The following is a 14,208-nucleotide window of genomic DNA, read 5'->3' as shown; positions in this document are numbered from 1 at the left end:
ATGCACTATGTTCGTTATATCTATACATAATAATATTATTTAAGAATTGTATCAGATTTCCTTATAAAAATCATGTTTATAAGGAAAGTGTTAAAGAGTGTAAGTATTCTTAAGGTTTAAAAAATATTGCGGTTGATAGTATAGACTGCATCAAGACTTTAAATAGAAATTGTATATTTAGTCATCCTTTGAATTGTAAAGTTTTTTTAGTGATTTGTAAGTGGAGATGCAAAATTGCATATAAAATGATGAGTATCTTTTTTTGGGGAGCTTTTTATTTTTAATCTGAAAATTAACATTTGTGAAAATGTTGAGAAAGGATATAAAATAAGAACGTGTATTCTTACAGAGTGGAATAGTATTACCACTAAATAGGGAGGTTTTTTATGATATATCGAATTAAAGATGCAGAAATATACTATGAAGTTGTGGGAGAGGGTAAACCGGTCATTATCATACATGGCTGCGCCCCTGACCATAGGTTAATGATGAAATGTATGGAATCAGTATTTCAGAAATATGAAGGTTATAAGCGAATATATATTGATTTACCTGGAATGGGAAAATCGAATGCTCCAAATTGGATAAATAGTTCAGATCGTATAATAGAAGTGCTTATCACATTTATTGAGGAAATCATTTCTACTGAAAAATTTTTATTGGTAGGAGAATCATATGGAGGCTATTTAGCCAAAGGTATACTTGCAAAGATGTTTGAGAGAGTTAGCGGATTACTATTAGTATGTCCTGTTGTTGTGGCGGAGCCAGAAAAAAGGATTCTTCCAGATAAACAGGTAATTGTACAAGATGAGGAATTTTTAAATACGCTCACTTCCACAGAAAGAGAGGAATTTTGTGAGTTAGCTGTAATAGCAAATGAATATACATATAAGCGATTTAAAGAAGAAATTAAGCCTGGGTTAGATGTTGCTAATGATGAATTTATTGAAAGGTTGCAAAAGAATTACTCTCTTACTATGGATTTTCAGCGTGAAAAATATGAAAATCCCGTTCTTTTACTGACTGGAAGACAAGATATATCAGTAGGTTATCAAAATATTATAGAAATTATTGAAGAATATCCAAGGGCAACATTAGCAGTGTTAGATATGGCAGGGCATAATTTGCAAATTGAGCAGCCTGAATTATTTGAGAGTTTAGTAGGAGAATGGATTAGACGAACAAATCAGCACAGTTTATAAAGTATTTTAGTATTACGCCTAAGTGTTGAAATGGGATAAATGAACGTGATTTATTAACTTATCTCGCTATTTTCCTGTAAAAGCCCGATTAGTGAGGGCTAATTAAAGTTTCACTTTATAAAAAATTTTAAGGAGAAATTATGAGCACATATATTTATATGGTTAGACATGGTGAGTCACCAAAACTAGAAGGAAATGAAAGAATGCGCGGGTTAACTGAGAGGGGACATATGGATGCCCGTAGAGTAACTGACATATTAAAAGCGGAGAGGATTGATACTTTTATTTCCAGTCCTTATAATCGGGCTATGTTAACGATAGAGGAGTCAGCTAATTTCCATGAAAAAGAAATAGTAGTATATGAAAATCTTAAAGAGTGTATGTTTTCAAGTGAGGATCAGGTTATATCAGACAAAGAGGTGTACCCACTTGTACAGAAGATGTTCTCTAATCCGGACTTTGCACGAATGGAAGGAGAGTCATATGCACATTGCCAGAGAAGAGTAGTGAAAGTATTAAAAGAAATCTTATTGGATTTTCAAGGACGCAAAATTGTAATTGGTACACATGGGCTTGTCATGACATTAATGATAAATTATTTTGATAAACAATATGGTTTTGAATTTTTAATGAATACGTCAAAACCAGATATATATAAGATGGAGTTTAAAGAAGAACAATTAATGAATGTGGAGAGATTATGGAAAGAGGAATAAAATTAGTTGCATGGATTTTGTTGTAAAAGTTACTTTATAGCAAAATCTTTTTTTGAATAGAAAGTATCTTTATCAACTATTTTTAGAATGTTAAATCAATAAGTAATTATTCAGTATTTGAATAAAGTATGAGGAAATTGGTTTAGGGAAACAATTTTAAATGTGTCAAAACTCCAAACGTTGGATTTATATTCAATATGAGAAAAAGATGTAGAATTTTGTCTTACTGTCTCCGTTTACTTTTCATTTCATTACATATAGGCTTTGTGGTGTAAGGGGGACATCACCTTTACGCAAAATCTATAAGGAGGTCATTGTAATGAAACAGATTAAAAAGTTTGCGGGAGTTGCTTTAGCGGGGACGATTGGATTAAGTGGACTACTGTTTTTAGAACCAAGTGTAAGCGTTGCGGAAGCACAGCAAGTGAAAGAGGAGAATTTCAATGTAATTGATGTATCAATGAATCTAAATGAATTATATGTATTAAGTGGCAGAAGCATTGATGTTCTTTCTGGAGATAAAGAAGCAATTCAGCTAAATAAATACACAATTAGTTTTAGTAAACCCGGGAAGTACGTTATAAGGGTAAATGGCTGTATTTATGACGATGTATATACTTTTATTGTGAATGAGTAGTATATATTCTAAAATTATGAGATAAAAAAACACCTTATTTGCGGTGAGAATCGTAAATAGGGTGTTTGATTTGTATTAAGTTGTAATTTAAATATGTTTACTAACTTTATCTTTGTTTTGTAAAGTATGTAAAAGTGTTTGAAATACCTTAAATGATTGCTGAAAGATTGGACTTTGAATAAAAGTGTATAGAAAAGTTACGATAAAAACAGGGCCACCGAGCATAAATCCAATAACTAGTACAATACATTCTACTATGATTCTAGCACGGCTAATAGATAGTCCTGTTTTGTCGGAAATAGTAAGCATGAATCCATCACGAGGTCCAGCGCCAATTCCAGCAGCAACATACATACCTCCCCCAATACCCGTAATGGCGATACCAGAAAATAAAATGAGTAAGTTTAACCATAAATAATCACTAGCGTTTGGAAGAATATTTGATTGTAAGAAAAAGTCCATAATCGGACCGATAAGTAGTGCATTTAAAAATGTTCCCACATTTATATATTTTCGATCTACTAGTAAAGAAATGAGAACGAGACATAACCCACATATGACACTCCACGTACCAATCGTCCATCCAAACTTTTGGTAGAGAGCCATATTTAAAACTTCCCAAGGATGTAAACCGAGAAATTTTACTTTGACTGCAAGAGCATTTCCAAGGCCAAAGAAAATTAATCCTAAGAAAAAAAGAAAATAGCGAAAGAGAGTTAGCCTCATCTTTAAAACCTCCCATATTTTATAATTATGTATGTTACCTGTTACGGTTTTAATGTACAAATATTATGTCTTTTTATCATTCGTTTAAAAATGTTAACAATGTAAATTAAATATACATCTTCACAGTCAAAAAAGTTAAAATATTTCGTTTTAAGGATTATAATGGAGGGAGAAACATAAAAGGGAGTGAATGAACTTGAAACAAGAACTTATTGAAAGATTTACGAGATATGTAAAAATTGATACGCAATCAAATGAAGAAAGCCATACAGTACCAACAACACCAGGACAAATTGAGTTTGGTAAGTTATTAGTGGAAGAGCTAAAAGAAATTGGGTTAACAGAAGTAACGATGGACGATAACGGGTATGTAATGGCAACACTTCCGGCTAATACCGATAAGGATGTTCCTGTAATCGGCTTTTTAGCACATTTAGATACAGCAACAGATTTTACAGGGGAAAATGTAAAACCACAAATTCATGAAAACTTTGACGGAAACGCAATTACGTTAAATGAAGAGCTAAATGTTGTGTTAACACCAGAACAATTTCCAGAGTTACCATCTTATAAAGGCCATACAATTATTACAACTGATGGTACGACACTTCTTGGAGCAGATGATAAAGCTGGTCTTACAGAAATTATGGTTGCAATGAACCATTTAATACATAATCCGCAAATTAAGCACGGGAAAATAAGAGTAGCATTTACACCGGATGAAGAAATTGGTCGTGGGCCAGCGCATTTTGATGTAGAGGCGTTTGGTGCATCATTTGCTTATACGATGGATGGAGGCCCATTAGGTGGTTTAGAGTATGAAAGTTTTAATGCTGCAGGTGCTAAGTTAACGTTTAACGGAACGAATACACATCCTGGAACAGCGAAAAATAAAATGCGCAATGCTACTAAACTGGCTATGGAGTTTAACGGGTATTTACCAGTAGAAGAGGCGCCAGAATATACAGAAGGCTATGAAGGATTCTATCATTTACTTTCTTTAAGTGGTGATGTTGAGCAAAGTAAAGCGTATTATATTATTCGAGACTTTAATCGTGAAAATTTTGAGGCGCGTAAAAATAACGTTGAAAATATTGTGAAGACTATGCAAGAAAAGTATGGCGAAGATGCAGTCGTTTTAGAAATGAATGATCAATACTATAACATGCTTGAAAAAATTGAACCGGTAAGAGAAATTGTTGATATTGCATATGAAGCAATGAAAAGTTTAGACATTGAACCGAATATTCATCCGATTCGCGGAGGCACAGATGGATCACAATTATCATATATGGGATTACCGACGCCGAATATTTTCACTGGTGGTGAAAATTATCACGGTAAATTTGAGTATGTTTCGGTAGATACTATGGAAAAAGCCGTTCAAGTTATTGTGGAAATTGCAAGACGTTTTGAGGAGCAAGCTTAAAAAAGAACCAAGTAGTACGAATGTGCTACTTGGGTTCTTTTAATATAGTACTCGCCACAAATAAAAAGTCGCATAAGACTCCCAATTAGCCCAGTTTGCCGCGAAATCTTTTATTTCATTTTTAGTCGGTTTATTTTCGGAACCTGTTATAAATTTAATTGCATTATGCAGACCAACATCATCAATTGGAAAAGCTGAAGGAAATCTTAAACAACGCATTAAAACGTAGTTGGCAGTCCATGGGCCTATACCATGGATAGCAGTTAATTGTTTCTCAGCAACTTTTACATCTTGTGTTTGCAGTAAATCCTCTTTTGATAGTTTTCTCTCTGTAATAAGCTTCGCAATACCGATTAAATATTCACATTTTCTAGTCGTCAGTTTTAGTTGTTGAAGATTTTCTACATGTAGATTTGCAATTGTTTCAGGTGATGGGAATATCCAATGTTTTCTACCGTCCCATTCTACATAACTTCCAAATTGCTCAACTAATCTTCTTTTTAGCGTATAAGCATATGTTAGGTTAATTTGTTGACCGATAATTCCCCAGGAAAGTGCCTCAAATAAGTCTGGAATACCTAAAGTACGAAGGCCATAATATTGTTCAATTGGTCCTTGAAGGAGTAAATCATGTTTAGCTAATGTATAAAAGGGGGTTAAATCAGTAGTTAAATCAAACCATTCTTTTACATAGTTAGCTACAGCTTCACGTATCGATTTTTCAGATGTATATGATTCTTCTAAACAACGTATTTGAATATTTCCATCTGTATTCACACTAATTTCAACTAAAGGATTTACATCTTGAACAGGGATAACTTTATAAATTTTGTTATCTTCAATATGGAACATACATTCATTATTAGAACGTGATAGATAACGTAAATTTTCTTGGAAACAAAATTCTTTTGGAACTGCTATAGATAATGCGCTATTATATTCTGCTGTCATATGAATTCCACCTGCAACTTTTCTAATGTAAGCAATTTTTTCTTCATTTCTAATCCGCCCCTAAATCCGGTTAGTTTCCCATTCTTCCCAATAACGCGGTGACAAGGAATGGTAATAAGAAGAGGGTTAGCAGCAATAGCAGAAGCAACGGCGCGCACAGCTTTAGGTTTTTGAATTCTTTCAGCAATTTCTGTATAAGAATAGGTCTTTCCATAAGGAATTTCACGTACCGCATTCCAAACAGATAATTGAAAATTAGTTCCATAAGCATCGATAGGAAATGTAAAAGTTTCTCGCTTGTTTTCTAAATACTCGATAACTTCTTGTTTATATATTTGCAAGTAATCTGGAGTATGAATCAATATATGTTGGGGCATATTTTTTCTAGCCCATATATTTAATTCTTCAAAGTTTTCGTCTTGTGATCCAATGAAACATAGTCCATTTTCAGTTGCAGCAATATGAAATCGCCAATTTTTATGTGTAAGTAGCGTCCAATATATATAATTATTTTTGTAGGAATTCATTATCGTATCCCTCTTTCATTTCGTTCTTTTTTCGATATTTAGTAGGAGTAAATCCGGTTTTCTTTTTAAATAAAGTTGCGAAATACTCTGGGTTTTCTATCCCGACAGCAGTACTAATTTCTTTAATAGATTGATTTGTGTGTAAAAGGTATTCGGTTGCTTTAAGAACCCTGAATTGTTGTATATATTCTATAGGAGTTAGCCCTATTATTCTTTTGAAAGTACGCTGTAAATGAAAAGGGCTACCGTGACACATTTCCGCAAGCATGTCGAGAGTTAAGGATTCGTCATAATGCTTTTCGATATAGTCTTTAATTTGTTCTACCCACTCTTCATTAGGTAAAGTGATCCCATTTGGCTTACAACGTTTGCACGGGCGAAAGTTTTCACTTAATGCTTGCTCTGCATGATGAAAAATTCGTACATTGTTTCTATTCGGTATTCTTGATTTGCATGATGGTCTGCAAAAGATTCCAGTTGATTTCACAGCATAAAAGAATTTGCTATCATAGGAAGAATCATTATGAATAATTGCTTGCCAATACTCATTTGTTAATGTAACTCCTTCATTGTGCAAAGAACATCACCTCTGAAATTAGTATAACCTGAATAAAGTCCGTATGTATGTATTCATAAATGTAAGAGCAAGATTACAAAGATGAAAATATGATTGTTTTTCTATTTTGTGATAGCATGAAATTTGGAAATAAACATCAAGAGGAGGGCTAAAAGTGAAGTTAATTTCATGGAATGTAAATGGTTTGCGAGCAGTTATCGCAAAAGGTGGATTTTTGGAATATCTCGAGGAATCAAGTGCTGATATATTTTGTCTACAAGAGATTAAATTACAAGAAGGGCAAATTGATTTAAATCTAGAGGGATATTATACATACTGGAATTATGCTGTGAAAAAAGGATATTCAGGAACGGCTATTTTTTCGAAGAAAGAACCGCTTTCAGTTACATATGGTTTAGACATTGAAGAGCATGATCAAGAAGGGCGACTTATTACTTTAGAATTCGAAGATTTTTATATGATAACGTTATATACACCAAATTCAAAACGTGGATTAGAACGATTAGATTACAGAATGAAATGGGAAGATGATTTCAGGTCCTATATCAAACGATTAGATGAGAAAAAACCAGTTATTTTTTGTGGAGACTTAAATGTTGCTCATAAAGAAATCGATTTGAAAAATCCAAAAAGTAATCGTAAAAACCCTGGATTCTCTGATGAGGAACGAGAGAAATTTTCATGTATTTTAGAAGAAGGATTTATTGATACGTATCGTTACCTTTATCCTGATCAAGAAGATGCATACTCGTGGTGGTCGTATCGTATGGGCGCGAGAGCGAAAAATATAGGATGGCGTTTAGATTATTTTGTTGTTTCGGAAAGAATGAAAGACCAAATAACAGAAGCGAAAATTAATAGTGAAGTAATGGGATCAGACCATTGTCCAGTTGAATTACATATCAATTTCTAAAAAAAAGAAGTATCTCCCTAATATTAGGGGAATACTTCTTTTTTTAATTCAGTTTGTTAAAATTTTTCAAATCATTCTTGAAATAATTGCATATTAAATATATACTTAGTAACGATAATCATTATCAATGAAAAGCGTTATCAATGGATGAGGTATAAAAGAATTATAGCTTAGGGGAAGTGAACGAGAATGAGTTCTGGATAGAATTATTAATCTAATGAAATATATATGTAAGACAAGATTCATATAGTTGAATTTTATTGAGAATATAGTTTGAAAATTCGAGAGGAGACATATAAAGATGAACAAGAAATTATTTACTTTAGGGATGGTTACAGTTTTAAGTGTAGGTTTAGCGGCATGTAATAGTGCGGATAAAACTTCAGGTGAGCAAAAACAACAGACAAAAGCTACGGAAACGAAAAAAGATGAAAAACGAAAAATTACATATTTAGGTAAAGAGTATACAGTGCCAGCAAAAGTAGATAAAATTGCGACAGCTAGTTTAGAGTCAATGGAAGATGCGGCAGTACTTGGAATTAAACCAGTTGGTGCCATTACTGTAGGTGGTAAATTACCAAAATATCTTGAAAAAGAGTTAGAAGGTGCTAAATCTGTTGGTGAGAAAATGCAACCAAATTTCGAAACATTACTACAATTAAAACCAGATGTTATTACATCGAGTACGAAATTCCCAGCAGAAACAGCTGAAAAGTTTACAAAAGTAGCTCCTACATTCCCGGTATCACACGTTTCAACAAATTGGGAAGATAACTTAAAGTTAATGGGAGAATTAACTGGTAAAAAAGATAAAGCAGAAAAAATTATTAAGGATTACAATTCGGATGCTGAAAAAGCAAAAGCAAAACTAGGAGATAAGTTAAAAGATAAAAAAGTACTTGTCATAAGACTAAGAGCAAATGAATTATTCCTATATCCAGAAGGAGTATACTTCAACCCTGTAATTTATAAAGATCTTGGACTAACTGCTCCAGAACAATTGAAAACTGTAAAAGCACAAGAGAAAATTTCATTTGAAAAACTTGCTGAACTTAACCCGGATTATATTTTCTTACAATATGAGGCAAGTGAAAATAAAAACCCGAAAGTGTTAGAAGAAATTGAAAGCAATCCAATTTGGCAAAGTATGAATGCTGCGAAGGAAAAGAAAGTATTTGTAAATGTCGTAGATCCAATGGCACAAGGTGGTACTGCTTGGAGTAAAACAGCATTCTTAAAAGAAGCAGTGAAAAATTTATCTAAATAATACAATAAGTAAGGTGCGTTGAATGATATGCAGAAAACAAATGCAGTACCAGTAACTATATTATGTATAGCACCCATACTCATCTTATTTACAGTTATACTTTCGATTTTGTATGGGGCGAAAAGTATTGATGCTGAAACAGTGTGGAACGCATTATTTCATTTTGATTCAAGTGATGTAAATCATAATATTATTATTACTTCACGTTTACCAAGGGTAGTTGCAGCTCTTTTAGTCGGAGCATTTCTAGCCATATCAGGAGCACTTATGCAGGGGATGACAAGAAACTATCTTGCATCCCCTTCTATTATGGGTGTGACGGATGGTGCTGCCTTTGTTATTACGCTTAGCATGATTTTTCTTCCGGGAATGTCATCAATTGGTATGGTTGTATGTTCAATGATTGGTTCTGCACTAGGAGCTGGTATCGTGTTTGGTTTTGGTTCGCTCCTCCAAAATGGCTTATCACCAGTTAGGTTAGCGATTATAGGAACAGTTATTGGAACATTTTTAAGCAGTGTATCGGCTGCCATGGCTTCGTATTTTCAAATTTCTCAAAATGTTAGTTTTTGGTTTAATGCAAAGTTAGATCAAGTAGATCCTAATATAATTAAAATCACGATACCGTTTGGGATAATTGGAATAATTTTAGCGTTGTTAATATCAAAATCTATTACCATTCTTTCATTAGGCGAAGAGGTTTCTATTAATTTAGGACAGCGTACAAAACTAGTTAAAGCGATGGCAATTTTATCAGTTATCTTTTTAACAGGAACAGCAGTTGCTTTAGTGGGGAAAGTTGGTTTTGTAGGTTTAATTATTCCGCACATTACCCGCTTTATAATTGGGGTAGATTATAAGTGGATTTTGCCATGTGCAGGCATTATTGGCGGCGTTTTCTTAGCTTTATGTGATGTTTTAAGTAGGTTTGTAAATTATCCATTTGAAACGCCAATTGGAGTCGTAACATCTTTAATTGGAATTCCTTTCTTCCTTTATTTAATTCGTACAAGAGGAGGAGAGAGACATGCTTAAAAGTTCAAGTCAACGTTTCGGGATGACGATGGGGATTATTGTATTTTTAATACTATGTGCCATTTACATTAGTTTAACGAATGGTACGTTTGATATTACGATTACAGATGTATTTAAAACACTTTTTAGAATTGAACCAGTACCAGAACATGATTTAGTTATTTTTGAGTTTCGTCTTCCGCGTATTGTAATTGCTGGATTAGTAGGATTAGGCCTTGGTGTTGCAGGTGCCGTTATTCAAGGGATTACGAGAAATGGATTGGCAGACCCAGGTATTTTAGGAGTAAATGCCGGAGCAGGAACAGCGATCGTCATTTTTATGTTTTTCTTTCAAGGGCAATTAAAAAGCACAGACTGGGTTTCTATTATGATGATGCCAATGTTTGGTTTAGTAGGCGGATTAGGTGCAGCTATCATCATTTATCTGTTTTCTTGGAAAAACGGTAAGTTGGATTCGCAGCGACTTTTATTAACAGGCATTGCAATTGGGACAGGATTTGGAGCCTTTTCTATGTACTTATCACTCAAAATGAAGTCAACTGATTTCGAGATGGCTGCAGTGTGGGTGTCTGGAAGCATATATAGTGCGAACTGGAAGTATATTGTAGCTATGTTACCGTGGCTTATTATCTTAATTCCACTGATACAAAAGAAAGCTTATTTATTAGATTTATTTCAATTGGAAGAAACGAGTATTACAAGTTTAGGTGTTTCAGTAGAACGAGAGAAATCAATTTTACTATTAAGTAGTATCGGACTTGTGAGTGCATGTGTTGCTGTTTCAGGGAGTATCGGTTTTATTGGTTTAATGGCACCGCATATAGCGAAAAGGCTTGTCGGTATTCAGCATAAGCATATCATTCCTACGTGCGGCGTAATCGGAATGTTTCTTGTAATTGCTTCAGACTTTATTGCGAAAACAGTTTTCACACCTGTAGAGCTACCAGTTGGAATCGTTATTTCTATTGTCGGTGTACCGTATTTCTTATATTTACTTTATAAGGCGAAAGCGTAAGAGGAGGAATAAAATTGAGTATTTTAAGTGCAAAAAATTTAGAAACAAGTTATGAAAAGCTTACAGTGTTTCGCGATTTAAATGTGGAAATACAAGAAGGAAAAGTAACGACAATTATAGGTCCAAACGGTTGCGGTAAATCGACATTGTTAAAAACAATGGGAAGAATTTTAAAACAAAAAAGCGGAAAAGTATATTTGCAAGGACAAGATTTACATACAATTCCAACGAAAGAAATTGCGAAGCAGTTAGCTTTACTCCCGCAAACTCCAATTGCGCCAGGTGAACTTAAAGTGGAAGAATTAATTTCTTATGGACGCTATCCACATCGAAATAACGTGAATAAGTTAACGACAAAAGATAAAGAAATGATTGATTGGGCATTAAATATAACGAAAACTTCTGAATTTCGAACGAGACAAATTGCAAATTTATCAGGAGGCCAAAGACAAAAGGTATGGCTAGCGATGGCATTAGCACAAGAAACAGAAGTGTTGCTATTAGACGAGCCAACAACATACCTTGATATGTCTCATCAATTAGATGTATTACAAATTGTGGAGAGATTAAATAAAGAACATAATTGTACGGTCGTAATGGTACTACACGATATTAACCATGCAGCAAGGTTTTCAGATGAGATTATTGCAATGAAGGAAGGGGAAATCGTTACAACTGGTATCCCAGAAGAAATCATTACAAATGAAGTGTTAAAAGAAGTATTTCATATTGATGCGCGTGTCATGATTGATCCGTATAATGGGTCTCCTGTTTGTTTTGGGTACGATAGCGTTGGACTTAAAGAAGAGAAAGTTGAAATATATGTAACGAGTTAAAAAGGGGGGATATAAGATGAATACTACGATTGAAAAACAGCAGATTATAACATCTAATACGGAACAGTGGAAAATGTATTCGAAAATAGAAGGTAAGGAATATCAAATTCATATTTCAAAACCGAGGCAGCCAGCACCAGAGTCGGGCTATCCTGTTATATACGTATTAGATGGCAATGCCTTTTTTCAAACATTCCATGAAGCGGTTAAAATACAATCAGTTAGAGCAGAGAAAACAGGTGTTTCACCAGCCATTATAGTAGGTATTGGTTATCCGATTGAAGGGGCATTTTCAGGTGAAGAAAGATGCTATGATTTTACGCCTAGCGTAATTTCAAAAGATGCGCCTTTAAAACCAGACGGTAAACCGTGGCCAAAAACAGGAGGAGCACATAATTTCTTTACTTTTATCGAAGAAGAATTAAAGCCGCAGATTGAAAAGAATTACGAGATTGATAAAAGAAAACAAACGTTATTTGGGCATTCACTAGGTGGTTTATTTGCTTTACATATACTATTCACAAACGCAAATGCTTTTCAAAATTATTTTATTAGTAGTCCATCTATTTGGTGGAATAACCAATCTGTTCTTGAAAAAGAAGAGAATCTTATAAATGAATTAAACAGTGCCAAGTTTGAAACGGGAGTGTTCCTTACAGTTGGGTCACTAGAACGAGAGCATATGGTTGTAGGGGCAAACGAATTATCAGAGCGCCTTTTCCAAGTAAAACACGATCAGTTTAGATTTACGTTTTATGAAGCTGAAGGGGAGAATCACGCATCTGTTGTGCCGACTTCTTTAAGTAAAGGGTTAAGATTTATTAGTCACGTATAATTTGGAATGATTGTCTAATAAAATGCAAACGAAAGGCTATGGAGAAATTCTCCATAGCCTTTCGTTTGTTCAAGTAGAATTGTCCTTTTTGAAAGTTTTGTTTCAACTTTTCGTCTAAAGAGACAAAAAGTTGTCACAATTCGTTCACAATTAGCATAAACATAAAATAGACGAAATGAACTTATTTCCAAAAAGGCTTAGTTCATTCCATTTATGATTAGTGGAGCTAAAAGAACGGATTAAAAGTTCACTATATTCTCAAGGAGGTAGATCGTATGAAAACTATTCTTGCTATCGCTGGGCTTATTTGGGTTTTATCACATGGCATTCCAATTTATGAGGGAGAACAAATTCGCAGTGCTCTAAATAAAAATTTTAATGAATATCACGTTATTGATCGGCAAGATAATGTTGTGACAGTTCGTGTAAATGACTGTTTTCATACGGTAACCGTTGAAGGAACTTCAATAGTGAATGATACAAAAGTATGTGATCAGCAATAATTATATATGGAAAGAAAAAATTTCTAGATTAAATAGCTGAAAATTAAGTTTTTAATATTATAGACGAAGGATAAGCGGGGGCGGGTAATCCCCGCTTATTCTTGTTTCATTTTATTGAATTTTGATGAGAGATATAATGATTTTTTTGACAAAAGGAAAGGGTATACTGAAAATTGAGATTAAGAAGCTAATGTGTTGTTAAGAATAATCATAAAGCGTAAATATACTCTTATGGGGTATCATGCGTAGATATTTAATGCTATAATTGGTATACTCATAAAAAACAATTGTTTTATTGGATGAAGAGAAACTTTAAGAAGGTGATAATATGGATCATAAAGAGCATGAAGCAGTAACATATAGATCAGAAAAAGAAAAAGAACAGATTATAAATAGATTAAAGAGAATTGAAGGACAGGTCCGCGGTATTCAAAACATGATTGAAAATGATCGTTATTGCGTAGATATTTTAGTGCAAATTTCAGCGATTAATGCAGCGATGAAAAAAGTAGGAATGGGCGTTCTCAAAAATCATACGAGTCATTGTGTTTCAGGAGCTATTAAAAATGGAAATGGTGACGAAGCAATTGAAGAATTAATGACAGTATTTGAACGTTTTTCAAAAGCGTAAAAACAAGCTAGTATTTAACTGGCTTGTTTTTTTCTTTATCCTTGTAGGGGTGTGAAAAAGTGTGTGTAAAATAAACTTTCAGAAAAAAATTGAAAAATCATGACAAAAAACCATTGATTACCTTAGGGGGGTATGGTAAGATGAGGTTGTGATTAACAAACAATGAATAAACAAGAGGAGGATTTTAAATGGAACAGTTAACATTACAAGTTGAAGGTATGTCTTGTGGACATTGTGTAAATGCTATCGAAAGCAGTGTGAAAGAGCTAAACGGTGTTGAACAAGTGAAAGTTCAACTAGCAGAAGGAACTGTTGAAGTTACTATCAACTCGTCTGCCGTAACATTAAAAGATATCGTTGCTGTAATCGAAGATCAAGGATACGATGTGCAATAATTATTTTTAGATA

General features: G+C 33.7%; 17 protein-coding genes. 13 read left to right on the top strand and 4 right to left on the bottom strand.

The features are described 5' to 3' along the window. The first annotated feature begins 386 nt into the window (after nucleotides 1–386). The 3 genes from CGQ22_RS26170 to CGQ22_RS26160 all read left to right on the top strand — a co-directional run bounded on the left by CGQ22_RS26170 (nucleotide 387) and on the right by CGQ22_RS26160 (nucleotide 2,555). Nucleotides 387–1,202 carry an alpha/beta fold hydrolase gene (locus CGQ22_RS26170; protein ID WP_000640344.1) on the top strand — a complete coding sequence of 272 codons (816 nt, stop codon included), beginning with the start codon at nucleotides 387–389 and terminating at the stop codon, nucleotides 1,200–1,202. 140 nt (nucleotides 1,203–1,342) lie between these two features. After that, complete coding sequence (locus CGQ22_RS26165) at nucleotides 1,343–1,918, top strand: histidine phosphatase family protein (RefSeq protein ID WP_061884504.1); 576 nt, start codon at nucleotides 1,343–1,345, stop codon at nucleotides 1,916–1,918. Nucleotides 1,919–2,237: 319 nt separating this feature from the next. Further along, the gene (locus tag CGQ22_RS26160; protein ID WP_000809491.1) at nucleotides 2,238–2,555 is read left to right on the top strand and encodes a hypothetical protein; all 318 of its coding nucleotides are present in this window, start codon (nucleotides 2,238–2,240) and stop codon (nucleotides 2,553–2,555) included. 87 nt (nucleotides 2,556–2,642) lie between these two features. Here the strand turns inward: CGQ22_RS26160 and CGQ22_RS26155 are convergent, their stop codons facing one another. Then, nucleotides 2,643–3,281 carry a YczE/YyaS/YitT family protein gene (locus CGQ22_RS26155; protein WP_001241254.1) on the bottom strand — a complete coding sequence of 213 codons (639 nt, stop codon included), beginning with the start codon at nucleotides 3,279–3,281 and terminating at the stop codon, nucleotides 2,643–2,645. 196 nt (nucleotides 3,282–3,477) lie between these two features. On the opposite strand from CGQ22_RS26155, the gene pepT reads away from it, so the two are divergent. Then, nucleotides 3,478–4,710 carry a peptidase T gene (gene pepT / locus CGQ22_RS26150; protein WP_089149562.1) on the top strand — a complete coding sequence of 411 codons (1,233 nt, stop codon included), beginning with the start codon at nucleotides 3,478–3,480 and terminating at the stop codon, nucleotides 4,708–4,710. 39 nt (nucleotides 4,711–4,749) lie between these two features. Here pepT and CGQ22_RS26145 read toward each other — a convergent pair whose 3' ends face one another. Genes CGQ22_RS26145 through CGQ22_RS26135 form a run of 3 tightly spaced genes read right to left on the bottom strand, consistent with a single transcriptional unit; the run spans nucleotide 4,750 to nucleotide 6,765 of the window. Beyond that, nucleotides 4,750–5,661 carry a DNA glycosylase gene (locus tag CGQ22_RS26145; protein WP_089149555.1) on the bottom strand — a complete coding sequence of 304 codons (912 nt, stop codon included), beginning with the start codon at nucleotides 5,659–5,661 and terminating at the stop codon, nucleotides 4,750–4,752. Beyond that, on the bottom strand, nucleotides 5,658–6,188 hold the full coding sequence (locus CGQ22_RS26140; RefSeq protein ID WP_001089844.1) for a methylated-DNA--[protein]-cysteine S-methyltransferase: 531 nt from the start codon (nucleotides 6,186–6,188) through the stop codon (nucleotides 5,658–5,660). Before CGQ22_RS26140 ends, CGQ22_RS26145 begins: the two co-directional genes overlap by 4 nt. Further along, nucleotides 6,169–6,765, bottom strand: coding sequence for a bifunctional transcriptional activator/DNA repair enzyme AdaA (locus CGQ22_RS26135; RefSeq protein ID WP_089149554.1), 597 nt, complete (start codon nucleotides 6,763–6,765; stop codon nucleotides 6,169–6,171). Before CGQ22_RS26135 ends, CGQ22_RS26140 begins: the two co-directional genes overlap by 20 nt. Nucleotides 6,766–6,919: 154 nt before the next feature. Here CGQ22_RS26135 and CGQ22_RS26130 point away from each other — a divergent pair, with 154 nt between their 5' ends. From CGQ22_RS26130 to copZ, 9 genes are all read left to right on the top strand, one after another. After that, nucleotides 6,920–7,678, top strand: a complete 759-nt coding sequence (locus CGQ22_RS26130; RefSeq protein ID WP_000767615.1) for an exodeoxyribonuclease III — start codon at nucleotides 6,920–6,922, stop codon at nucleotides 7,676–7,678. A 301-nt stretch (nucleotides 7,679–7,979) separates the two neighbouring features. Next, nucleotides 7,980–8,945 (top strand): iron-hydroxamate ABC transporter substrate-binding protein, encoded by a 966-nt coding sequence (locus CGQ22_RS26120; protein ID WP_001035506.1) that lies wholly within the window; start codon nucleotides 7,980–7,982, stop codon nucleotides 8,943–8,945. A gap of 27 nt (nucleotides 8,946–8,972) precedes the next feature. After that, complete coding sequence (locus CGQ22_RS26115; RefSeq protein ID WP_001173065.1) at nucleotides 8,973–9,980, top strand: FecCD family ABC transporter permease; 1,008 nt, start codon at nucleotides 8,973–8,975, stop codon at nucleotides 9,978–9,980. Then, on the top strand, nucleotides 9,973–10,995 hold the full coding sequence (locus CGQ22_RS26110; RefSeq protein ID WP_000920457.1) for a FecCD family ABC transporter permease: 1,023 nt from the start codon (nucleotides 9,973–9,975) through the stop codon (nucleotides 10,993–10,995). Before CGQ22_RS26115 ends, CGQ22_RS26110 begins: the two co-directional genes overlap by 8 nt. A 14-nt stretch (nucleotides 10,996–11,009) precedes the next feature. Then, nucleotides 11,010–11,831, top strand: a complete 822-nt coding sequence (locus CGQ22_RS26105; protein WP_000025767.1) for an ABC transporter ATP-binding protein — start codon at nucleotides 11,010–11,012, stop codon at nucleotides 11,829–11,831. Nucleotides 11,832–11,847: 16 nt separating this feature from the next. After that, on the top strand, nucleotides 11,848–12,666 hold the full coding sequence (locus CGQ22_RS26100) for an alpha/beta hydrolase (protein ID WP_001098316.1): 819 nt from the start codon (nucleotides 11,848–11,850) through the stop codon (nucleotides 12,664–12,666). Nucleotides 12,667–12,941: 275 nt separating this feature from the next. Beyond that, on the top strand, nucleotides 12,942–13,169 hold the full coding sequence (locus tag CGQ22_RS26095) for a hypothetical protein (RefSeq protein ID WP_089149553.1): 228 nt from the start codon (nucleotides 12,942–12,944) through the stop codon (nucleotides 13,167–13,169). Between the two features lie 328 nt (nucleotides 13,170–13,497). Next, on the top strand, nucleotides 13,498–13,800 hold the full coding sequence (locus CGQ22_RS26090; RefSeq protein ID WP_000349639.1) for a metal-sensing transcriptional repressor: 303 nt from the start codon (nucleotides 13,498–13,500) through the stop codon (nucleotides 13,798–13,800). A gap of 188 nt (nucleotides 13,801–13,988) precedes the next feature. Continuing rightward, a complete protein-coding gene (gene copZ, locus CGQ22_RS26085) occupies nucleotides 13,989–14,195 on the top strand; it encodes a copper chaperone CopZ (RefSeq protein WP_000436977.1) in 207 nt (68 codons plus the stop codon). The last annotated feature ends 13 nt before the right edge of the window (nucleotides 14,196–14,208 follow it).

Source organism: Bacillus sp. M13(2017) (assembly GCF_002218325.1).
GTDB classification, from domain to species: domain Bacteria; phylum Bacillota; class Bacilli; order Bacillales; family Bacillaceae_G; genus Bacillus_A; species Bacillus_A thuringiensis_K.
The sequence above is the reverse complement of the archived record's forward strand: the minus strand, read 5'-3'. Positions and strand labels throughout refer to the sequence as shown.